Source organism: Microbulbifer sp. CAU 1566, assembly GCF_023156515.1.
Taxonomy (GTDB): domain Bacteria; phylum Pseudomonadota; class Gammaproteobacteria; order Pseudomonadales; family Cellvibrionaceae; genus Microbulbifer.
On the sequence record NZ_JALNMG010000001.1, the window covers coordinates 748,307 to 770,223 of the forward strand.

General features: G+C 55.7%; 16 protein-coding genes. 12 read left to right on the forward strand and 4 right to left on the reverse strand.

The features are described from left to right. Window positions 1-63: 63 nt before the first annotated feature. Window positions 64-2,688 (forward strand): serine/threonine-protein kinase, encoded by a 2,625-nt coding sequence (locus tag M0G74_RS03125; RefSeq protein ID WP_248214366.1) that lies wholly within the window; start codon window positions 64-66, stop codon window positions 2,686-2,688. Here the strand turns inward: M0G74_RS03125 and M0G74_RS03130 are convergent, their stop codons facing one another. Continuing rightward, window positions 2,689-3,186, reverse strand: a complete 498-nt coding sequence (locus M0G74_RS03130) for a hypothetical protein (protein ID WP_248214368.1) — start codon at window positions 3,184-3,186, stop codon at window positions 2,689-2,691. A 985-nt stretch (window positions 3,187-4,171) separates the two neighbouring features. Here M0G74_RS03130 and M0G74_RS03135 point away from each other — a divergent pair. The 5 genes from M0G74_RS03135 to M0G74_RS03155 all read left to right on the forward strand — a co-directional run bounded on the left by M0G74_RS03135 (window position 4,172) and on the right by M0G74_RS03155 (window position 9,903). Further along, window positions 4,172-5,566: a serine protease gene (locus M0G74_RS03135; protein ID WP_248214370.1), complete on the forward strand. Its 1,395-nt coding sequence runs from the start codon at window positions 4,172-4,174 to the stop codon at window positions 5,564-5,566. Beyond that, window positions 5,557-6,606, forward strand: coding sequence for an FHA domain-containing protein (locus tag M0G74_RS03140; protein ID WP_248214372.1), 1,050 nt, complete (start codon window positions 5,557-5,559; stop codon window positions 6,604-6,606). The genes M0G74_RS03135 and M0G74_RS03140 overlap by 10 nt, the downstream gene beginning before the upstream one ends. Before the next feature lie 140 nt (window positions 6,607-6,746). Next, the gene (gene hisC / locus M0G74_RS03145; RefSeq protein WP_248214375.1) at window positions 6,747-7,841 is read left to right on the forward strand and encodes a histidinol-phosphate transaminase; all 1,095 of its coding nucleotides are present in this window, start codon (window positions 6,747-6,749) and stop codon (window positions 7,839-7,841) included. 104 nt (window positions 7,842-7,945) lie between these two features. Then, entirely contained in the window at window positions 7,946-8,839 is an 894-nt protein-coding gene (mepA, locus tag M0G74_RS03150; RefSeq protein ID WP_248214377.1) for a penicillin-insensitive murein endopeptidase, read from the forward strand. Window positions 8,840-8,889: 50 nt separating this feature from the next. After that, complete coding sequence (locus tag M0G74_RS03155) at window positions 8,890-9,903, forward strand: D-alanine--D-alanine ligase (RefSeq protein ID WP_248214389.1); 1,014 nt, start codon at window positions 8,890-8,892, stop codon at window positions 9,901-9,903. Between the two features lie 35 nt (window positions 9,904-9,938). Here the strand turns inward: M0G74_RS03155 and M0G74_RS03160 are convergent, their stop codons facing one another. Next, a complete protein-coding gene (locus tag M0G74_RS03160) occupies window positions 9,939-10,526 on the reverse strand; it encodes an HNH endonuclease (RefSeq protein WP_248214392.1) in 588 nt (195 codons plus the stop codon). Between the two features lie 779 nt (window positions 10,527-11,305). Here M0G74_RS03160 and M0G74_RS03165 point away from each other — a divergent pair. Further along, a complete protein-coding gene (locus M0G74_RS03165) occupies window positions 11,306-11,896 on the forward strand; it encodes a hypothetical protein (RefSeq protein ID WP_248214396.1) in 591 nt (196 codons plus the stop codon). Window positions 11,897-11,933: 37 nt separating this feature from the next. On the opposite strand, the gene M0G74_RS03170 is transcribed toward M0G74_RS03165, so the two are convergent. Next, the gene (locus tag M0G74_RS03170) at window positions 11,934-12,569 is read right to left on the reverse strand and encodes a hypothetical protein (RefSeq protein ID WP_248214399.1); all 636 of its coding nucleotides are present in this window, start codon (window positions 12,567-12,569) and stop codon (window positions 11,934-11,936) included. 625 nt (window positions 12,570-13,194) lie between these two features. Between M0G74_RS03170 and M0G74_RS03175 the strand changes: the two genes are divergently transcribed. The 5 genes from M0G74_RS03175 (at window position 13,195) to M0G74_RS03195 (ending at window position 20,394) form a co-directional block, all read left to right on the forward strand. Next, window positions 13,195-14,739 carry a PQQ-dependent sugar dehydrogenase gene (locus M0G74_RS03175; RefSeq protein ID WP_248214401.1) on the forward strand — a complete coding sequence of 515 codons (1,545 nt, stop codon included), beginning with the start codon at window positions 13,195-13,197 and terminating at the stop codon, window positions 14,737-14,739. Window positions 14,740-14,879: 140 nt separating this feature from the next. Continuing rightward, a complete protein-coding gene (xseB, locus tag M0G74_RS03180) occupies window positions 14,880-15,137 on the forward strand; it encodes an exodeoxyribonuclease VII small subunit (RefSeq protein ID WP_160152487.1) in 258 nt (85 codons plus the stop codon). A gap of 27 nt (window positions 15,138-15,164) precedes the next feature. Beyond that, the gene (locus M0G74_RS03185) at window positions 15,165-16,052 is read left to right on the forward strand and encodes a farnesyl diphosphate synthase (protein ID WP_248215302.1); all 888 of its coding nucleotides are present in this window, start codon (window positions 15,165-15,167) and stop codon (window positions 16,050-16,052) included. A gap of 164 nt (window positions 16,053-16,216) precedes the next feature. Continuing rightward, window positions 16,217-18,133 (forward strand): 1-deoxy-D-xylulose-5-phosphate synthase, encoded by a 1,917-nt coding sequence (gene dxs, locus M0G74_RS03190; RefSeq protein WP_248214414.1) that lies wholly within the window; start codon window positions 16,217-16,219, stop codon window positions 18,131-18,133. A 377-nt stretch (window positions 18,134-18,510) separates the two neighbouring features. Further along, window positions 18,511-20,394 carry a DUF885 domain-containing protein gene (locus M0G74_RS03195; RefSeq protein WP_248214419.1) on the forward strand — a complete coding sequence of 628 codons (1,884 nt, stop codon included), beginning with the start codon at window positions 18,511-18,513 and terminating at the stop codon, window positions 20,392-20,394. Window positions 20,395-20,492: 98 nt separating this feature from the next. On the opposite strand, the gene rsgA is transcribed toward M0G74_RS03195, so the two are convergent. After that, on the reverse strand, window positions 20,493-21,569 hold the full coding sequence (rsgA, locus tag M0G74_RS03200; RefSeq protein WP_248214421.1) for a ribosome small subunit-dependent GTPase A: 1,077 nt from the start codon (window positions 21,567-21,569) through the stop codon (window positions 20,493-20,495). Window positions 21,570-21,917 lie beyond the last annotated feature (348 nt).

Below are 21,917 nucleotides of genomic sequence, written 5' to 3' on the forward strand. Positions count from 1 at the left end.
CGAACACCCTGGTCAGGGGTAAGACCCGGGTATTCAATAGGCTCTAACAAAAAGAACACGCAGATGGATATTGCAGATCCAGAAGTTGGCCAACAGACCAGTGCTACCAGTACCAGTCAATCCGCCACGGAGTTACCGGGCAACGGCAGCGAGCGCTACCGCATAAACAGCACCCTGGGTGCCGGCGGCATGGGAATTGTCTACCTCGCCGACGACCTCAAACTGCACCGCCAGGTGGCGATCAAAAAGCTCAGGGATGATGTCGCCAGTCAGAACGCCCGCGACCGCATCCAGCAAGAAGCCCGATTATTAGCCCAGCTCAACCACCCCAATATCGTCGCCCTGCACGATGTATTGGAAGAGTCTCTGGAAAACGGCAGCAGCAGCGTTGCGCTGGTGATGGAATATATCGAGGGCACCACGCTCCGCGCCTGGATGCGCGAGCGCAGCCCCAGCCTGCAGCAGAAACTCAGCCTGCTGATGCAGATCTGCCAGGGCCTCACCCAGGCCCACGACCTCGGCATCATTCACCGGGACCTGAAGTCCGACAACATCCTCATCGCCGAAAATACCAAGGGTGAACCGGTGGCCAAGATCACCGACTTCGGCATCGCCAAATCCCAGCAGCTGGACGAGAAAACCCTTACCCTGGAAAACCAGCTCGCCGGCACCATCACCGCCATGTCGCCGGAACAGATCCTCGGCAAAACCCTGGATGCCCGCAGCGATCTGTTCAGCCTCGGTACCATTGCGTTCGAACTGCTCACCGGCAGCCGCCCCTTCGCCAAACACGAAGCCGGCGCCCTGGCCATGGCCAACCGCATCACCAGCGAACCGCACACCCCACCGCAGCAGGCGTGGGTGGAAATTCCCGAACCACTGGCGGTACTGCTGGACAAACTCCTAGCCAAAGACCCGGCCCAGCGCCCGCAGAGTGCACTGATTGTGTATCAGGGGTTTGAGCTGCTGTACAAACAGGGGCTGGAATCCGATACCGACGATTACACCGCAACACTGACCGACCTGTTTACCCACCACAAAGTCAAAAGCCGCCGCCGCTGGCAGCATGTGCTGGCTGGTGTGGCCGCTGCATTACTTTTGAGTACAGGGGGTTACTGGGGCTGGAAGGAGATTACGCGATTAGAGCCGCATTATATTGCGGTGATGCCGGTGGAGATTAACGGGGAGATTCGTGGGGAGGAGAATTCCAAGACACTGACGCGCACTATGGTGCGGCAGGCATTGATGAATTCGGTTTCGCAGTTGAAGGCGAGTGCGTTAGTGAGTTTTGAGCCTAAAGAAGGGATGGATTTTGAGGAGCAGTTGCAGGTATTGCGAAATAAAGGAGCTACCGATGCACTCTTTGCACATCTAACGTGTGCGGAAACCCGTTGTAACACTGAGATACAAAGAATATCCCCTTTAAATAGCCATATAGTAAAGCAAAAAAATATTACGATTCTTTCCAACATGAGGCAAGAATCTGCCCATAGCATAACCAACACTACTAGCCAGCTTTTTGAGCAAGCTCTACTCGAAAAATTTACTCAACAAGCTATCATTGATGAAAGTGATTACGAAGTGTATCTGCAAATTGCTGATCGCGCAGAAAATCGCGTATTCTCCCCAAAAGACTTGGATACGCTAGAACACCTTTCGGTAAAAAACCCCAAAAACATCAATATATATCGAACCTTCATCAAAGTAGCGATAGGTCTTTTTCTAAACTCCAACGAACAGAAGTTCCTGAACTTAGGGTCCGCTGCCCTCGATCGAGCTAAACGCACAGAAATTAGCACTCAAGAGATACTAAAACTGGAAGTTGAGCTACAAACTCACAACAAAAATTACAGCGATTTCGAATCCCTTATATCAAAAGCTGAAGCAATCCAAATTCCTCCCGCCGAAATACTTTCCGAATATGCCAGGTTCTTATACAACCGAGGGGAGTACGTTAAAGGCCAAAAATATGCGGAAAAATCTTTAAGCTACCATTCGTCAGAATCAAGCTACTATACTTTAGCCTTAAATCTGTATATGCAAGGAAAATACTCTTCAGCAATATCCAACCTTAAAAGCCTAATCAAGAGGTATCCAACACACTGGAACTCATATGGACTCTTGGGTGGAATTTATCTAGAAAATGGAAATTACGCAGAAGCAGAGTCGTTTTTAAATAGCATTCCAGATCAAACTAGAAGCTGGCATGATCATACAAACCTAGGCGTAGCAAACTACCTTCAAAAAAAATACAATACAGCCTTAGAAAACTACAAAATTGCGGCAAATATTGCCCCTAACAATCTCACATCCCTAGGCAATATTGCCGAAGTATATGTCGCAACGGGTGACACCGAGAGATATACCGCTACATACGAAAAAATACTTGAGCTAACTAATTCAAAGTCCGATATCGAATCAAGAATGTATCGAGCACTATCACTCGCATACCTAGGAAAAACCTCGGAGTCGATAAATGAAATTTACCAATTAAATAAGGACACACCTAATGACACAAATATAAAATACGCATCTGCACAGATCTATTCATTAGCCCAAGAGTATCAATCTGCAGCAATTTATATGGGGCAACTGGTAGAGCAAGGAATGAGCACAGACTGGTTTTCACTACCACCTTTTCAGGAAATCTGCACTCATACCGAAGCCCTAAAATCAACCTGCCTCTAGTCAGTCTGGGCGCACAGCAATTTTAGGATCACCGGAAACAAAATGCATGCCGCCGTCCACAGACTCACACAGCCAGTAGAAGGAGAAGTTATCGGGTTTATTATCTTGATCTTTAACCGTGATATTCAGCTGGGTATAGCGTCCGTCAACCCGCTTGGCAGTTGCCTTAAACTGATGTTTAAAATCCGGACTAAGCGCCAGTAAGCCATCCAACTTGCGACCGGTACTCAGCGCAAACTCGAGATCCCGCTCCGGCACGGCGGACAGATCCAGGGTCAGCTTGATTTTCACCTTGCCCCCACGGCCACCAAAGTGGAAACCCATATTGCCGAACAGCTCGTTCGGGTTGCAGGTTTCATAGAATGGCCAGTACTGCGCTACGCCATTATCCGGCTCGACCGGGCGCAGCATCATATCGATTTCGATACCATCCGCAGGCACCTGAATATCCAGCACCGGCAACGTATCGCAATAACTATCTACTTCTGCTTTGTTCATGTTGTCATCCCTATAGTTGTAATCAGTGAGCCAATACTCACCTTCCCTGCAAACCGCCCAGGGCATTCAATGGTCTTGAAAAGTTTTGAACATCAAACACAGACTCAGAACGAGAACTGCGTCACACAGCTTACTGCAACCGCCAAGCCAAATTCCATAGTGTTTTGATGAAAAAAAACCGGCAGTAAGCAAGCTTACTGCCGGTATGAATCAGATGGTCCCAGCCATCTACGGTTACAACAACACTATCAAGAGCGAAATGAGGCATCCGTGCCTCTGTCAGGCCCTTCCACAATCCCGGCTTCCTAGGCTCTGTGGTTACCGGGCCGGCCTGACGGTTCAGCTTGCGCCGAAGTCTTCCTGAATTGCCGGGGGCTTCTACAAGAGGCCTGCTTAAGAAATCCTGCTGAAATCCCCGGCTACCAATCCTTTGGCAACTGGTCGAAGTGCGCTCTGCTGTTACCGGTGCGGCAAGCGAATCCATCGCTTGCCGTGTTCCGTCTTCCTTAACGGCCCACTGGTAACAGGGTGTCTGCAATCCACCTTGCCTCGGCTCCTGTGACGGCCGGGCATCGCGTGTCCTTCAACCTTGAGCGCTACTCTACGCAGAACCCCATTACACTTCGATCACAAGCCATTACACGCCATTACACGCGCAGTGTTTTCAGGCAGCCCTCACCCCCAACCCCAGAAAAAACGCCGCAAAGCGCGGTAGTAATCACTTACACCCAGCAGATAAAGCGCAAGACACAAAGGGTTTCACTACACTCAACAGTCAATAAAGGGTGTTCGATTACAGCGTGGAATGGACGGGTAGAACATGCGGGTCGCTTGTTGCCCTGTGACCGATCCCGTAATATCGGCCGTCATTTCGGCCACAATTTAATCAGCCGATTTGCGGTTCAATTTCGCTTTAATTGACGCCAGAATTTTTATTACCGGCCAGGGATTTTTCATCTGGCACGCTATGGATAAGCACCGCGATATGCCCAACCTTGTTAAGCGTCTGTTTTCGCACTTGCTGGCTTCGCTACTATTGTGTGCCGCCAGCACTGCACTGGCGCCAAATATTGCACTTGCGCAAAGTTACGAGCAGCTGTACAGCGATTATCGCGGCAGCCTGTACCAGATCCGCCTGATCGAGCAGTCTTCCAACTCCAAAACAGGGCTGGGCTCCGGGTTCCAGATCTCCGCCGATGGGCTGATTGCCACCAACTACCACGTGGTATCGGAAGCGGTACACGACCCGGACAAATACCAGCTGAAATACCTGTCCGTCGACGGCGCAGAAGGCGACCTGGAGTTGCTGGATGTGGACGTGATCAACGACCTCGCCATTCTGCGCCAGAAGGGCAAACCCGGTGCCGATCACCTGCAGCTGGCCGCACAATCCCCCAGCAAGGGCGAGACCATCGTCTCCATGGGCAATCCGCTGGACCTGGGTATGACCATCGTGCCCGGCACCTATAACGGCATTGCCGGCGGCAGCTTTTACGACCGTATTCACTTCTCCGGCTCCATCAACCCCGGCATGAGTGGCGGACCGGTAATCAATCGCAATGGCCAGGTGGTGGGTATCAATGTGGCCACCGCGGGTAACCAGATCAGCTTCCTGGTACCGGTGAACAAGCTGGTGGCGCTATGGCAGGACTTCAAACAGGATGCCGGCGAAGGTAACGGCGCGGTGGAGCTGCAACCGGTCATCAACCGCCAACTGCACAGAAACCAGCAGCGCATCATCGACAAAATTCTCGCCGCCGACTGGAAGCTGCGCCCGCTGGGGGATGCGCTGGTGGTCGGTGAAATTGTGCCCTCGGTACAGTGCTGGGGTAACACCAGCGACGACGATGAAGAGCCAGTCACGCAAATCGCCAAGGGTTGTACCGGCCAGGACGTGGTTTACCTTTCCGAGGAATTTGATACCGGGCGGGTGGAATACGAGTTCTTCTGGCTGGAATCCGACGACAGCCTCTCCTCCGCGCGCTTTTACAGCGCCTACGAAGATGAGATGAGCGGGTTTTACCCCGGCAACAGCGCTGGCGAAGATGACGTCACCAATTTCAACTGCAAACAGCAGTTCACCATCCACCCCAGAAACGGGCACGGCAAGGAGCAGGACGCCGAATCCGCCGAGAGTGAAGCCGCACCGGAGCAGACGCCCCCCAAAGCCAATGGCAATCGCGACCCGGTGATCGCGCGCACCTCCTACTGTGTGCGCCGCTACAAGGATTACCCGGAACTCTACGATGTGTTTTACGTCAGCCTGACCGTGGACCAGAGTAACCGCGCCCTGGTGAGCCACTTCACCCTGTCCGGGTTTACCCAGGAATCCGCCAGCGCCTTTACCCAGAAGTTTGTGAGCGAAATCCAATGGCACTGATTATCGAAGAAATCAGTCGTGCCCACCGGGTAGACACCCGTTACCGCATGGAAGAAGACCGCGCCACCCTGGGCCGCTGCTACGACAATGCGGTAATGGTGCAGGACCCCCACGTCGACCCGGTGCACGCCGAAGTCGTCAAAGACGAGGACGGCTGCTACCTGCTGCGCGACCTGAACAGCCTCAACGGGATTCGCCTACTGGGCAACTTCCGCGACAAGTCGGTAAAACCGACGGCAATCCGCGAACACCTGATCGAGAGCGGCGACGAAATACAGATCGGCAAAAGCCGCCTGCGCTTTATCGATACGGACATGAGCGTGGCCCCGGCGGTTCCGCTGCACTCCGCGGAAACCGTGTTCGACCGCGTGGCAACGCCACTGATGGCGACGCTGCTGTGCCTGCTGGTGGCGGGATTCAGCCTGTGGATGACCTACCTCGGCACTACCGGCAAGTTCGAATGGACCACCGTGGTGGAGGTGCTTACCAACACCATCACCGGACTACTGGTGTACGCCGCAGCCTGGGCGTTTATCGGCAAGGTGGTGAAGCACGAGGCCCACTTCCTCGCCCACCTGTCCATTGCCGCCGTTGCGGCACTGGGCTACGCCGCCTGGCAGTGGTTCGGCACCCTGCTGAATTTCAATTTCTCCCTGAGCCAGGTGATGCCGCTGCTGAACCTTCTGGTACTCGCCGCCCTGATCCCGTTCATGCTGTGGTGCGCTATTTACCTGGCGCTGAACCTGGCACCACACTGGCGACTGGCGGCTTCGATACTGCTGCCCTGGTGTTTCCTCGGATTTGCCGCTGCGGTGGAAATCGGCAACATCGGTGAGTTCAGCGAGTCACCCCAGGTTTCCAAGGAGCTGAAGTTCAAGTCGATGCTGTGGCGCAAGCCGGTACCCCAGGAAGAGTTCCTCGCGGATGCACCGGCGCTGTTTGATATTTCGCTGGATGAAGAAGGGAAAAAAGACAAAGCGGACAAAAAAGCGAAGAAAAAGGCGTCCGATAAGCAGATGCCGGAAGGGGACGACGTGTAAGGCGACGAATAAAGGAGAGCGGCCCGCTCCGTTAAGCGTCGTTAAGTGCAATTAGCCACAGTTAACCGTCGAAGTCTGCGCCCTCAGGGTCTAAAATCTCCGCCCGCTGAGCCAATCTGCCCGGCACAAGGAGTGACTGCATGCGTGATCAAACTGGAGACCAGAACCCAGGCAACCCGTTCTGGAGCCCCGCGGTAGCGAAACTTCAGCCCTATGTCCCCGGCGAGCAGCCGAAGACCACCGAGCGGCTGATCAAACTCAATACCAACGAGAGCCCCTACCCGCCCTCTCCCAAGGCACAGGCAGTGCTTCAGGAGCCGGGCCTCGCCAGCCATCTGCGGCTGTACCCGGACCCGGAATCCACCCAGCTGTGTAAGACCATCGCCGAGCAGTTTGATCTGGCGCCGGAGCAGGTCTTTGTGGGCAACGGCTCCGATGAGGTGCTGGCGCACGCGTTTTACAGCTTCTTCCAGCGCCCCGAGCCTCTGCTGTTCCCGGATATCACTTACAGCTTTTACCCGGTGTACTGCCAGTTTTACGGTATCAAGGCGCACACTCTGCCGCTGCGGGACGACTTCGCCATTGCGGTGGAAGACTACGCCATCGATAACACCGGCGGCGTAATCCTGCCCAACCCCAACGCGCCTACGGGTCGCTACCTGCCACTGGCCGATATCGAGCAGTTGCTGCAGATGCATCCGCAGCGGGTGGTGGTGATCGATGAGGCCTATATCGATTTTGGTGGTGAGAGTGCTATTGCGCTGATTGACCGCTATCCCAACCTGCTGGTTATCCACACCCTGTCCAAATCCCATGCGCTGGCGGGACTGCGCCTGGGTTATGCGCTGGGTCAGACCCATTTGATTGAGGGGCTGAACCGGGCGAAGAACTCGTTCAACTCCTACCCGATTGACGGTATTGCCCAGAAGGTGGCGACGGCGGCGATTGCGGATCGCGCGTGGCTGGCGGACAACTGCGCCAAGGTGATCGCTACCCGCGACCGCACCTGTGCTGCGCTGACCGAAATGGGCTTCGACATCGTGCCCTCGACCGCCAATTTCATTTTCGCCAAACCGCCGAAGATTTCAGCCGAGGCACTTTTCCAGGCCTTGCGCGAGCGGAACATCATTGTGCGCTACTTCAACAAGCCACGGATTAGTGAGTACTTGCGTATCAGCATTGGTACCGATGAGGAGATGGATGCACTGATAGAAGCCTGTCGAGCCATTCTGTAAGCGCGGTCCGCATCGATTTCGAGAGCCAGTCCAGAGAGGTTCCTTCGGGAACCTCTATAATTCCCCGGGCACTAATCCAGAAACCGACGCAACTGCAGTAAACCATGTCGCCTATCGCCCAGCTCCTCTCTCAATTACTTGCAACCACACTGATTGTGGCTGTATCCCATCCAGCTTTTGCCAAAAACCCCTGGGAGGCAGTGAAAAAGCCCTCCAACCAGCTCCCTGCCAGTATCGGCGGCTACAGTAATGGCTGCCTGAGCGGCGCAGAGGAAATGCCACTGCGGGGAGAAGGGTTTCAACTGGTGCGCACCGGGCGCGACCGGCACTACGGCAATCCCTACCTGGTGGAGTTTTTAAAGGACTTTTCCAACGCCGTGGAAGAAAACCAGCTCGGCAGATTGCAGATCGGGGATATGTCCATGGCGCGCGGCGGGCCATTCAGCAGTGGCCACAGAAGCCACCAGATGGGCCTGGATGCGGATATCTGGTTTTCCCAGGATGAGCGCGCGGCGGAGCGGCCGCTGTCATCCTGGGAGCGGGATAATATCTCGGCCATCCCCATGGCGGACGAGCGCAAGCATATACTGTTGGAGAAAAACTGGGACCCGCGGATCCCCAACATCTTGCGGATTGCCTCCGAAGACCCACGGGTAGCGCGTATTTTTGTGCACCCCACGGTAAAGCGGAAGATGTGCGACATCGCCGGTAGCGACAACGAATGGCTGCGCAAAGTGCGCCCCTGGTGGGGACACAACTATCATTTCCATGTGCGCCTGAACTGTCCGCCGGAAGACAAAAACTGCAAACCGCAGGCGCCACCACGGGGCAAACCCTGCGAAGGCGGGCTCGACTGGTGGTTTAGCGATGAGTTTTACGCCATCCTAAACGGTACGGCGCCGACAAAACCAAAACCGAAACCGGAAAAACCGCCGAAGAAGCCCGAAATGCCGACCCAGTGCGCACAGGTACTGACGGCACCGGCCGCCAAACCGTAGTAAAAACGGCAACAGTAAAAAGACAACCGTAACAAATTGATGAGAGCCCGATGACCGATAAGGCCCCCAACAAAATTCAGGTCCTGCTGATCTGCGGCGGTGGCGGCAGTGAGCATGATGTCTCCCTGCGCACTGCCGATTTTATCCAGCGCGAGCTGGCCAAAGCCGAGGATATCGTCCTCACCCGGGTCACCATGAACGCCGATGGCCAGTTACTGGATAGCGACGGCCTGGTGCGTGAACTGCGCTCGGACAAGCTGCTGTACAGCGCCTCAGGCAGCGCACAGCCGGTGGATTACGTGATCCCCTCGATCCACGGCTACCCCGGTGAGACCGGCGACCTGCAGTCGCAGCTGGAGATTCTCGGCCTGCCCTATTACGGTTGCGGTGCCGAGGCGAGCAAAACCTGTTTCAACAAGATCACCACCAAACTGTGGCTGACGGCACTGGGCATCGACAATACCCCCTACCAGTTCCTGTGTGCGAACAACGCGGAAGAAATTGCCAAGGCGCAGGATGCACTGACGAACTGGGGCGCGGTGTTTGTGAAGGCCTCCAACCAGGGCTCGTCCGTGGGCTGCTATAAGGTCAGCAGTGCCGAAGAGCTGGAGAAAGCGCTGAAGGAAGCCTTTACTCTGTCGCCCTATGTGCTGGTGGAAAAGTGCCTGACGGTACGCGAGCTGGAAGTTGCCGCCTACACCTACGAGGGTGAGCTGGTGATTACGCCTCCGGGTGAGGTCTGTGCACCCACGGATACCTTTTACAGTTATGAAGAGAAGTACGCCGACAACAGTCGCGCCCAGACCCACGTGGTAGCAGAGGGGCTGTCGGATGCGCAGCTGGGCTGGATTCACGCGGCCTCAAAACGGGCATTTATCGGCCTGCAGCTGAAAGACCTGTCGCGGATCGATTTCTTCCTCACCGATGACGGCGAGATCTATCTCAATGAGGTGAACACCTTCCCGGGCATGACCTCCATCTCCATGTTCCCGAAGATGTTGCAGAATCAGGGACACGATTTCTGTACCTATTTAAGTGCGTTAATTCGCGGCGCCGTCAGTTAATCGAATCTTGCGTCTGCGCCACCCACGCACTGACCTTAACTGGCTTGCGATAAAGCCTCAGACAGCCACCCTTCCTGCCGCGGCCGTGAAAACTGGCCGCGCAGAAATTCCATCTGATCCCCACGAATCCGCGCGCTGTTGGTCAGCGCCAGGTACTCTGCCGCATTGGGTACAAATGGCAGTGCCAGAAGGTCCATTTCGATGGTTTCCAGCAGCCGATTGCCCTTGTGTTGGTTGCAGCGGCGGCAGGCGGTGACCACGTTCTCCCAGATATCCCGCCCGCCTTTGGAAACCGGGTGCACATGGTCCCGGGTCAATTCCCGCACCGGAAACCAGCTGCCACAGTAAAGGCAGGTGTGTTGGTCGCGGGCAAACAGGGCGCGATTATTCAGCGGCGGGCGATTGCGGGGACGCCCCATACGCTCTCCGCCACAGGCAATGATGGCAGCCAGCTCCAGTGTCGAGCGCTCGCCCTGGCGGTTGATACCGCCGTGTACCGTTTGCACCACACCTCCCAGAGTCCAGGTAACCAGCTCCCGCACATACAGGCAGGCGGCTTCTTCCCAGCTCAGCCATTCCAGTGGCTGCCCCGCGAGATTCAACCTCAGGATTTGTGCTTGCACGCGTTCACCTCCCGTATCTGCGAACCGTAAAAACAACAAAGCCCCAAGGACAATCCGGTGGGGCTCAGGACATTGGAAATCGTGTGGAAAACTTCGGAGAAAATTCGGCGGAGAAAATCAGGGGAATGGGGAGCGCAGGAGGAAAGCGGCGAAATTCGGGGGCGATGAAGACTCGACCACCAATGATGAAAAGGTGGTTGCATTACAAACGGGTACAGCATTGAATTACTGAATGCTTCATCCTCCACGGTCACAGTATTTGGACCGGCTTGCTCTGATTAAAGCGGAGAATTGTGACGTTTTCCAGACTGAGGCTAAAAAAGATACCTTTCTTCAACCCCGGGAAGTAGCTAGCCACGGCCCAGGGTTACGTGCTGCCGCGGCCCCTAAAGATGAGGAAATACGCGCCTCAGTAGAAAACTGGCCATTTCTCCGGTAACAGCCTCAACGATTTGCTCTTGAACTCACTGATGCAGAAATCCGCAGCTGAATGTAATTCCTGCTTCAAGCGCCGCCTGATTTTCAACCAGCTAGAAATAGGTCGGCGCCGAATCGCTATTTATTACCCACAGAAATCATGCCGACAGCAACAAGGCTGCCTTTATCTCCCCAATGTGATTTAAACGATTTGTTGGTAAATTTTTATAGACACCACTTCGTATTTTCTAGCCTTTTTACTTTTAATCTAAAGTTACTTACTCTCTAACCGCCCAAACTACGGTATGGAGCAAAATAATCATAATGAAAAAAAACTTTTCAACTAAAAAGGGACTCTGATTTTGTCTAAATTCTCACTTACCAGCCTAATGATCTCAGCACTTTCAGCGCTTCTGATTGGCTGTGCATCGAGCTATACGGTCACGGAACAAACAAAAAATAGAATGGCTGAGCTAAACGATCAGGCGGCACAACAGCTTTTATCTACTTTGCTGACAAAATCTGAATACGGTGGAGGCTTTTGTATCGGCGGATTAAAAATGACATCCGGGTTCCAAGATCACGATAAATTATCCGTACAAGAGGACGGAACCCTCACATTCGCTGCAAAATTTGTCGCCAATGCTGAAATTACTGGGGTTCGCGTTTTAAGCAACACAAACACGGTCAGCATTACCACCAAAAAAGAATGGCGAAAGGGCCAATTCGCCATGAACCTGGATGAAATTAAATCCATTCGAGTCAAAGATACAGACGGCTCCTTCTCTTCGACATTCTGCGAAGGCCTTTCCCCGGGCAAGCTAGTCATGGTTGAGGGTGCAGGTGATCTCGGGTTTTTTATTAACGTAAAAGATGATCAGCTCGATAATTTGATGGCCGGTCTGCTGCACTTCTCTAAAAACACAAGCTTAAAACAGGGTCTGGGCTTCTGAGCCCAGATACCTTCTACAAAACCCAGTTAAATCCTCATCAAAGGCTGGCTGGGAAAGGGGGAATGGCGCGGCAGTCGTACTTATCTTTCGACACACTGAACTGTAAGTTCGACGCGCTGTTCTCATGCTCACCGTAATATAAGTAAACACTGATCCCATCACTACCCGGAATGCTGTAACGAACAGTATGAGGGCCAAACTGGGAAAACTTAATCTCCGAAGCGGCGTTTAACTCCCTGATGGATCTATCGGCTGCGATCGTCAAATCGACAACAGCAATATCCCCTTTAAAGGGCTCAATCACTACCATTTTTGCTACAGGCTCCAGGGCCAACTTAGATGTTGGACGCAACGCAACCATAATAGATTGCAAGCAGCCGTGCTTTTCAACTGCCGATAACCCCGTATTTGGCCAAGACTTCATTACTCCAGATGTTAGTGGAGCCTTACCGAGTAACGCCTCCATTTCGTCCATCCGGTCTACGCCAAGCAGGATCCGAACACCGCCAATCGAAACTCTTCCTTCCGCATCAACCGAAAAACTATTTGTATCGAGCGAAAATTCGGAGGCCCCGCCTTGCTCTCTCGCACAAGCCGTCAGAAAGAGCCCTATGACCAGACAGAAATGTAATTTCCGACGAATTCTGCGATGAAAAATTATATGTTTACCCAACCACCCACTCTCTTCTCTAACAACCTGCCATCTATACGCCTACTTTGTAGGAACGGTAATATCTCATTGATTGAAGCGCTATTGAACGCAATCTCTAAAACATTACTATGCGCAGGAAAACCCTGAATGGCGTGAAGGACAGAAAGGCTGTTTATATGGGCAACAGCATATCCAGTAAGATGGGTGTGAAAATCAGGCGGTATATACAAGCAGAGATGAAGGAGGCGCAAAGGCCATGAAGGTACCGTGCCATTTGAGACGGCACTTTTACAAACCCCCAAACGTAAAACACCGCTCAGGCAATCCAGCCCAAGCGGTGCGTCTCACAGGATGGTGCCCAAATCCTTTCAGGCTTGGCAGCGCGGTCTCCATTCCTTGGGGACCTGTCCTTGCCGCCGTTGCAATCCGTTCTCCGTCCTTGCAAATACATTATGGTCGCTGGGGAAAATTAGGGTAGTGGGAAAGTGCTGAAGTTGTTGTAAGAGATGTCTTACAAGCATGTGACCGTCGTCACATTTCACCTGGACGGGACGTCAGGAGGGAGGTGGCGCGTATCGCAACTGGTACTACTGTGCGACATTTAGCGGCTAACTATAGTTACTTCTGTTACGGGATCAAGGCAATTGTGAGAACTACGTCGAAAAACGCGCTAACTTTTGGCCGGGTTGCGGTATTTGCCGCCATCGTCTTGATTCTGTTAGTAGCAGCGATTGTCGCGGGTCTGATTCCGGGCATCAATGTCCCCTGGGGACAATTAATCGGCGCCAATACCGATGACAAGGTGGTGCAACGTCAATTGCAGGTAGCGCCGGGCTATCGGCTGGATCTTTTCAGTGACGCTGTCCCCAACGCACGCTTTATGGCGATAACACGCAACGGCGATCTGCTGGTGTCCCAGCCCAAACTCGGGCAGGTCAGCCTGCTGTTAAGTGACCGCAACGGGGACGGCAAAACTGACGGGCAGCGGATTCTCATCGATGGACTGCAACGCCCCCACGGTCTGGCGCTGTTTGAAGACTGGCTGTACATCGCCGAGAGCAATGGCGTCGGACGCATTCCCTTTGATCACTCCGACGGACGCATAGCCGGCAGCTATCAGAAAATCGTCAGCAACCTCGGGGATACCGGCAACCACTGGACCAAAACCCTGGGCATAGGGCCGGATGGCTGGATGTATCTTTCCAGTGGTTCTACCTGCAACGTATGTGTAGAGGAAGACCCCCAGCGCGCAACCATTATGCGTTTCCGTCCGGACGGCAGCAATTTCCAGATTTACGCCACCGGTTTGCGCAACAGTGTCGGTTTGGACTGGTCGCCGAAAGACGGCGATCTATACGCCACCGATAACGGGCGCGACTGGCTCGGCAACGACTTTCCGCCCTGTGAACTGAACCGCGTCGAGAAAGACCATTTTTATGGATGGCCTTACGCCAATGGTCAGAAAGTGCCGGATCCGGATTACGGGGTGAATGCCGATGCCGCGGTGCGCCAGAAAATCGCCGATTCGATTTCCCCGGTGTACGAATTCAGCGCCCACAATGCCCCCCTGGGCATCCGCTTTCTGCGCAGCCCTGAGCAACCGGATCAGTATCGGGAATCTGCGCTGGTTGCCCTGCACGGTTCCTGGAACCGCGATGTGAAAGATGGCTATAAAGTAGTGTCGCTGCACTGGGGAGAGAATGGCGGCATTTACGCCGAGGATTTTATGTGGGGCTTTCTCGGCAAGGATAAAAGCACGGTATACGGTCGCCCGGTGGATGTCGCGGAGGACGTGCGCGGCAATATTTATATTTCCGATGATTACGCCGGTGCTATTTACCGGGTACAGCCCGGTTCTGGAACCTTAAGCGACAGCGATGCGCCTATCCCCAATCGCCCCCCCATCAGCGCGCCGAAAAAGCCCCTGGCCATCGACGGCAACGCCGCCCGCCAGGGTGCATTGATTTACGAGCGCCGGGACTGCGCCCAGTGCCACCAGCAACTGCCGCTCAAGGACCTGAGCCGCAAATATACCCTGAAACAACTGGCCGATTACTTTGACACCCCGACACCGCCAATGCCCAACTACGGGTTCAGTAACAGTCAGAAGCGAGCCCTGGCGCACTTTCTGATGGAGCGGGAAGTCAAAGCCGACGGGGCCAGCGGCGATTTGCTGAACTACCTGCCGTAACCTTATCCACAACCCCCGGGGTTTCCTGAAAATCCCGGCTTGCGCGGCTGTGGATATCCAGCGGCGCGCCAATTGACCGCCATACCGCCAGCGGCTAAGGTTGCCCGGCAGTGAACAAGGCCCTAGAGAGAAGTGACCCCATGGCAGCCAAAAAGAAAGCCTCTACCTTCGAGAGCGCACTGGAAGAACTGGAACAGCTGGTTGAGCGTCTGGAAAGCGGCGATCTGCCACTGGACGAGGCACTGTCGGATTTCGAGCGCGGAGTGAAGCTCACCCGCGAGTGCCAGCAGAAGCTGGCCAGCGCCGAGCAGAAGGTTAAGGTACTGATGGAAGAAAACGGCAAGGTCCAGGAACTGCCATTCGACGCGGCCGACGACTTCGCCGGAGATGCGGAGTAAGTGAGCGCTTCCACCACTGCCGTGGCCATGCCCGCAAAATTGAAGATATTCCTGCAGACCGCTAGCCAGCAGGTTGAGCAGACCCTCAAGGCCGCCCTCGCCGACCAGTCACCGGCAGACGCCCTGTTCGCCGCCATGAATTATTCCGCCCTGGGCCCCGGCAAGCGCCTGCGCCCGGCACTGGTGTACGCCGCGGCCAAGGCTCTCGGCGGCGACACCGCCTCCAACAATAGCCACCAGGCTGCAGCCGCGCTGGAGTGTGTACACGCTTACTCTCTGGTGCACGATGACCTGCCGGCCATGGACGATGACGCCCTGCGCCGCGGCCGCGCCACCTGCCATATCCAGTTTGATGAGGCCACCGCCATCCTCGCCGGCGACGCCCTGCAGACCCAGGCCTTTGAATTTCTGGCCGACGCCCCTCTCGATGCCGAGCTGAAGGTTCGGGTCATCCGCGAACTCGCCCAGGCCTCCGGCGCCCGCGGCATGGTGGCCGGCCAGGCGATCGACCTGGCGGCGGTGGACCAGGCGCTGTCGCTGGAACAGCTGAAGCAAATGCACCGCCTGAAAACCGGTGCCCTTATCTCTGCCAGTGCCAGAATCGGCGCCTTGATCGGCGGCGCGGATCCTCAACAGCTGGCCGCCGTCACCCGCTATGCCGAGGCCATCGGCCTGGCCTTCCAGGTACAGGACGACATCCTCGATGTCACCGCCGACACCGAGATCCTGGGCAAAACCCAGGGCGCTGATGCCGCCCGCAACAAACCGACTTACGTATCCCTACTCGGCCTTGACGGCGCCCGCGCCAAAGCCGACGAACTTCACCGGGAAGCCAGCGACGCCCTGGCACAACTGGGTGGCAACACCCAGATACTGCGGCAGCTGGCGGACTATATCGTTCACCGGGATCATTGATCCCGGTTTCTCCTCCCTGCCCCCACAGGATGCAATCTGGCGCCCTTGGGCATACAATCCCCTACCATTATCAGTTGCAATTGATACTTTGGGCCCAGTGCCACTTGCGCGCACTCCTCTCCCCGCCGGAGACAGGCCCAAAACGCCCGAATTCAGGACCCTTGATGTTCGACCAGATACCCCGCCAGCGCCCGCATACTCCGCTGCTCGACCAGATCGACCAACCGGCCCAACTGCGCGCCCTGTCGGAAAAACAACTGCCAGAACTGGCAAAAGAACTCCGCGAATACCTGCTCTACTGTGTCGGCCAGACTGGCGGACACTTCGGCGCCGGTCTGGGCGTAGTGGAACTCACTATCGCCCTGCACTACATCTACAACACCCCGGAAGACCGTCTGGTCTGGGATGTTGGCCACCAGACCTATCCGCACAAAATTCTCACCGGCCGCCGCGAGCAGATGCTCAGCATGCGCCAGCAGGGCGGCCTGTCCGGCTTCCCCAAGCGCAGCGAAAGCCCCTACGACACCTTTGGCGTGGGACATTCCAGCACCTCCATCAGTGCCGCCCTGGGCATGGCGCTGGGCTCACCGGACGAGCGCAAGGTAGTCGCGGTGATCGGCGACGGTGCCATGACCGCGGGTATGGCGTTCGAGGCATTGAACCACGCCGCACACACCGGCAAAGACATGCTGGTGGTGTTGAATGACAACCGCATGTCCATCTCCAAGAATGTCGGCGGTCTGGCAACCTATTTCGCCCGCATCCTCGCCAGCAAGACCTACCTGAACATGCGCGAGGGCAGCCGCAAGATCCTGTCTGCCATCCCCAAGGCCTGGCAGCTGGCGCGGCGCACCGAGGAGCATGTGAAAGGCATGATCACCCCGGGCACCCTGTTCGAAGAACTGGGCTTTAACTATGTGGGTCCGCTGGATGGCCACAATATGCAGGACCTGGTGCATACCCTGCGCAACCTGCGCAATCAGCGCGGCCCGCAGCTGCTGCATATCGTCACCACCAAGGGCAAAGGTTTTGGCCCGGCGGAAGAAGACCCGGTGGGTTACCACGCGCTGAACAAGCTCGAACCGGAACCCAAGGTGCAGGTCGCCGCGGCAGAGGTGAAAAAGAAAGGGCCCAAATACCAGGATATTTTCGGCCAGTGGCTGTGTGACACCGCGGAGCAGGATGACAAACTCATCGGCATCACCCCCGCCATGTGCGAGGGTTCTGGCATGGTGGACTTTGCCGAGCGCTTCCCCGAGCGCTACCACGATGTCGCCATCGCCGAGCAACACGCAGTGACCCTGGCTGCCGGCCTTGCTTGTGAAGGCCAGAAACCGGTAGTGGCGATTTACTCTACTTTCCTGCAGCGCGGCTACGACCAGATGGTGCACGATGTGGCGATCCAGGATCTGGACGTTACCTTCGCCATCGACCGCGCCGGTCTCGTCGGCGAAGACGGCCCCACCCACGCGGGCAGTTTCGACCTGACGTTTATGCGCTGCCTGCCAAATCTGGTGATCGCCGCGCCCAGTGATGAAAACGAATGCCGCCAGCTGCTGTACACCGCCTACCAGCACCCTGGCCCCGCGGCGGTACGCTACCCTCGCGGTACCGGCCCGGGTGTGGAAATCGAACAGGAATTGAATGAACTACCGATCGGCAAGGGCCGTGTGATTCAGGAAGGTAAAGAGGTCGCCATCCTGAACTTCGGTACACTGCTTGCGCCGGCACGTGAGGTCGCGGAAAAACTGGGTGCAACGCTGGTGGATATGCGCTGGGTTAAGCCTTTGGATGAAGGTTTACTCGACCAGATCGCCGACAGCCACAGCCTGTTGGTTACCCTGGAAGAAAACACGATTGCCGGTGGCGCTGGCAGCGCGGTTTCCGAATATTTGAACCGCAGAGTCATTCCCGTTCCACTGTTGCAACTGGGCCTGCCGGACAAAATCATCGAACACGGCAAGCATCCAAAACTATTGGCAGAAATCGGACTCGATGCCAAAGGCATCGAAGAACAAATCCGAGAACGTCAGTCGCAGATGCACCAGGCCCAATCAAACGGCCAAGCTGCCGCAATCTAACGCTTACGAAGCAAGAAACAGGAACTTAAGGGCGGGGGCCAGGGGCGGGTTTTCAGGATCGTCGCAAACAGGATGTTTGCGCCGAAGCGCCCAGGGATGGGTTCACAGCGGTCCTGAAAACCCGCCCCTGGTGCCCGGCCGCCACTGTACTCTGACCAGAGCTCCGCAATAGGACTACGAAAGCAGGCACAGTGGCGCCGGGCCTCTGGGTAAAGCTTTTCGGAACCGCTGTGAATACATCCATGTACGCTGCGTCGGCGACGTCCCTGTCGCCGACGCTTCCGAAAAACTTTACCCAGAGTCCCGTCTTAGATTAAGCCTTTCAGCTTCGTTGCAACCACGTTTCAACAAACTATAAATCAGAGACAGGAAGTACGATGTCCTTTTCCAATTCAGTAAAAAAAATCCTGAACTCTAAACATCTCAGCTTAACTACCGCCATCATGGCAATAAGCCTGAATGTTCAGGCCATGGACCAGAAAGCGTTTGAAAAAGCCATGGATGCCATGCCCAAAAAGGGCGCCAGTGAAAAACTGCAGGCACTGCAAGACCTGCGCTACCGCTGGATTATGGAAAGCTATCCGGAATCTGCCACCTACAAAGGTTACCCCGGAGTAGAACGCAACTGGACCGACCAATCCAACGCCGGTATCGAACGCCGCAAAGGACAGACCCGCAGATTACTTGCCGCCAGTCGCCACCTGGATAAAAGCAAACTGGCCGAGGACGAACAGCTCGACTACCAACTGCTGTACCAGGACCTGCTGATGCAGGTGAAAGGCTACCAGTTCCCAGAGCACCTGCTGCCGGTCAATCACATGAGTGGCATCCAGCGCAGTGTACCCGCCGTGCTCAACGCTATGCCCAAGCGCACCGCAAAAGACTACGAAGATATTCTGGCGCGACTGGACAAACTGCCCGGCCTGATCGAACAAACCAAAATTCTGATGGAAAAAGGCCTGCGACAAAACCTGACTCCGCCACAGATTACCCTGCGCGACCTGCCCGGGCAGATCCGTGCGCTGGTGCCGGCAGATCCGAAGCAGAGCCCGCTGCTGAAAGCCTTTAACGAAATGCCATCATCGCTGCCGGCGGCACAACAGGCCAAGCTGCGCAATCAGGCGCAGAGCATTTACCAGAAGTCGCTGGTGCCTAACTGGCAGGCCTTTGCGGAGTTCGTCGAGCGGGAATATATCCCCAATGCCACCACCGAAACGGCCTTTACCAAAAATGACGATGGCATCCGCTGGTACGCCTACAAGGTTCAGGAAGAGACCACTACCGATCTGAGCCCCGAGGAAATACACCGTATCGGCCTCGGCGAGGTACGGCGTATTCGCGGAGAGATGGATGCCATCATCAAGAAGACCGGGTTTGAAGGCGACTTCAAAGCGTTTACGGATTTTCTGCGCAACGATCCGCAGTTTTACTACGAGACCAAAGAAGACCTGCTGAAGAATTACCGGGATATTGCCAAGCGTATCGACGGTGAACTGCCGGCGCTGTTCGGCACCCTGCCGCGCTTGCCTTACGGGGTGAAACCGATCCCGGGCTACTCGGAAAAATCCCAGACCACCGCTTACTATCAGCCAGGTTCCAAAGAGGCAGGGCGCGCGGGTGTTTTCTTTGCGAATACCTACGATCTGAAGAGCCGTCCGACCTGGGAAATGGAGGCGCTGACGGTACACGAGGCGATGCCGGGCCACCATTTACAGATTGCGCTGGCCCAGGAACAGCAGGATATTCACCCGCTGCGCCGCGAAAAAATGTACACCGGCTTTGTCGAGGGCTGGGGGCTGTATTCCGAGAGCCTGGGTTACGACCTGGGTCTGTACAAAGACCCCTACAACGAGTTTGGTGCGCTGACGTACGATATGTGGCGAGCGGTGCGTCTGGTAGTGGATACGGGCATGCATCAGCTCGGCTGGAGCCGCGATGAGGCGATTGCGTATTTCATGGAGAACAGTGCCAAGCCGGAGCACGATGTGGTGGTGGAAATTGATCGCTACCTGGTGTGGCCGGGACAGGCACTGGCGTATAGAGTCGGCCAGTTGAAGATCAAGGAAATTCGCGCGCGCGCCGAAAAAGCGCTGGGCACCAACTTCAATATTCGCCAGTTCCACGATGCACTGTTGGGAGCAGGAGCACTGCCTTTGAATGTGCTGGAAAGCCGGATGAATAACTGGATTGAATCCCAGGGCGGACAGATCAGCCAGGCCGTCCCCGCTGCCGGCGGCGCTGGCCAGACTGCTTTGAACTGATCCCGGTAACATACGTCAGCGGCGTCCCTGTCGCTGACGTATCTAAAAAAGCCCCGCCGCTTTGTCTTCGCTAAAAGCCTGGGGCTGTGCACCCTTACTTACTCCTCTCCACTCTTCCGCAAACGCGCCTGTTCCTGCACCACTTTGCGAACGAACTGACTGAACGCCCTATCATCCGCACGCGTTTCCGCGAGTGTCTTGCTGTTACGCGCCACTTCCCGCTCCAGCTTCTGCCAGTTTCGCAGGCGCCGTTCATCCAAAGCACCAGAATCGATGGCCGCCTGTACCGCGCAGCCAGGTTCGGATTCATGGGCACAATCGGCGAAGCGGCACTTTGCCGCCAGTTTGCCGATATCGGCAAAGGTCGCCGCCAGGCCTTCACTCACATCCGCCAGGCCCAGTTCGCGCATACCCGGGCTGTCGAGTAACAGCCCACCTTCGGGTATGGCATAAAGCGCGCGGTGGCGGGTGGTGTGGCGACCCTTGCTGTCGTCTTCACGGATACCGGAAGTGGCTGCCAGTACCTGGCCGGCCAGGCTGTTGAGCAATGTGGATTTACCAACACCGGACGAGCCCAGCAAGGCGACGGTCTCGCCATTGCGACAGTAATCGCGCAGCGGCTCCAGGGTTGTCGGGTCCAGCGCATTAACCAAAATTAACGGCAGGTCACGGTGCTTTTTCAGGGCGTCGGTGTACTGCTCGTGATTGTCACTGAGGTCCGCTTTGGTCAATACCAGACAGGCCCGACAACCGGCTTCGCGCACCAGCGCCAGATAGCGTTCGATACGCGAAAGGTTGAAGTCGTTGTTGCACGAGGAAACAATCAGGACGTTGTCGATATTCGCCGCAATCAGCTGTGCCTGTTTGGCGCCCGGCGCCATGCGCCGGAACAGGCTGCTACGTTCGAGGCGCCGCTGTGGTTTGCGCGTCTCGCGATCCAGTAGTAGCCAGTCACCTACCGTCGGTTTTTCCGCGGCGTCTTCAAACAGGGAGCCGTTGACCAGTACCGGCTCCTCGCCCTCTTCACCGGAGACCTCGATCTGGCTTCGGTGTACCGCCATAACCCGCACCGGCACACAGTCATTCAATTCATCCAGGCTCAGCTGCTGTTGGAAAAAAGGTTTCCAACCCAGCTGCCGCAGGGGTGATGGTGCACTGGCGGATTTTTGTTGCACAGCTGTAGAAGCTCCGCGCCGAAATGCCGGGCGGCGTGAAATCAGAGATTTACTCAAGGTTCTAAACCCTCAAATGTACCCTGCCCCGGTGTTTTCCATCAGGCAGGCGTACGTCTATCAAGCCTCAGACACAGTCTGGGCAGTATGGGATAGGGTTTCCAGTTGGGTGGGAAACCCGACAAAAGAACATTGCCGGGCAGGTGACTGACCAGGGGAATCGTCAGTCGCGGCTGGCCCGGCGGGGGTTGGATACACTCATCAACAATCCTCCGCTGGTGGAATTTCACGCAATTTAACAGCCAAGCCAGCCAACCGCAATAGCTTGAACCCGCAGACTGTCTACAGGGC

What these genes read in the sequence shown, in the direction of transcription:
- M0G74_RS03125 (WP_248214366.1), top strand. Translation starts at nt 64, where the DNA reads ATGGATATTGCAGATCCAGAAGTTGGCCAACAGACCAGTGCTACCAGT.
- hisC (WP_248214375.1), top strand. Translation starts at nt 6,747, where the DNA reads ATGCGTGATCAAACTGGAGACCAGAACCCAGGCAACCCGTTCTGGAGC.
- M0G74_RS03135 (WP_248214370.1), top strand. Translation starts at nt 4,172, where the DNA reads ATGCCCAACCTTGTTAAGCGTCTGTTTTCGCACTTGCTGGCTTCGCTA.
- mepA (WP_248214377.1), top strand. Translation starts at nt 7,946, where the DNA reads ATGTCGCCTATCGCCCAGCTCCTCTCTCAATTACTTGCAACCACACTG.
- M0G74_RS03155 (WP_248214389.1), top strand. Translation starts at nt 8,890, where the DNA reads ATGACCGATAAGGCCCCCAACAAAATTCAGGTCCTGCTGATCTGCGGC.
- M0G74_RS03140 (WP_248214372.1), top strand. Translation starts at nt 5,557, where the DNA reads ATGGCACTGATTATCGAAGAAATCAGTCGTGCCCACCGGGTAGACACC.
- M0G74_RS03195 (WP_248214419.1), top strand. Translation starts at nt 18,511, where the DNA reads ATGTCCTTTTCCAATTCAGTAAAAAAAATCCTGAACTCTAAACATCTC.
- M0G74_RS03130 (WP_248214368.1), bottom strand. Translation starts at nt 3,186, where the DNA reads ATGAACAAAGCAGAAGTAGATAGTTATTGCGATACGTTGCCGGTGCTG.
- xseB (WP_160152487.1), top strand. Translation starts at nt 14,880, where the DNA reads ATGGCAGCCAAAAAGAAAGCCTCTACCTTCGAGAGCGCACTGGAAGAA.
- dxs (WP_248214414.1), top strand. Translation starts at nt 16,217, where the DNA reads ATGTTCGACCAGATACCCCGCCAGCGCCCGCATACTCCGCTGCTCGAC.
- M0G74_RS03185 (WP_248215302.1), top strand. Translation starts at nt 15,165, where the DNA reads ATGCCCGCAAAATTGAAGATATTCCTGCAGACCGCTAGCCAGCAGGTT.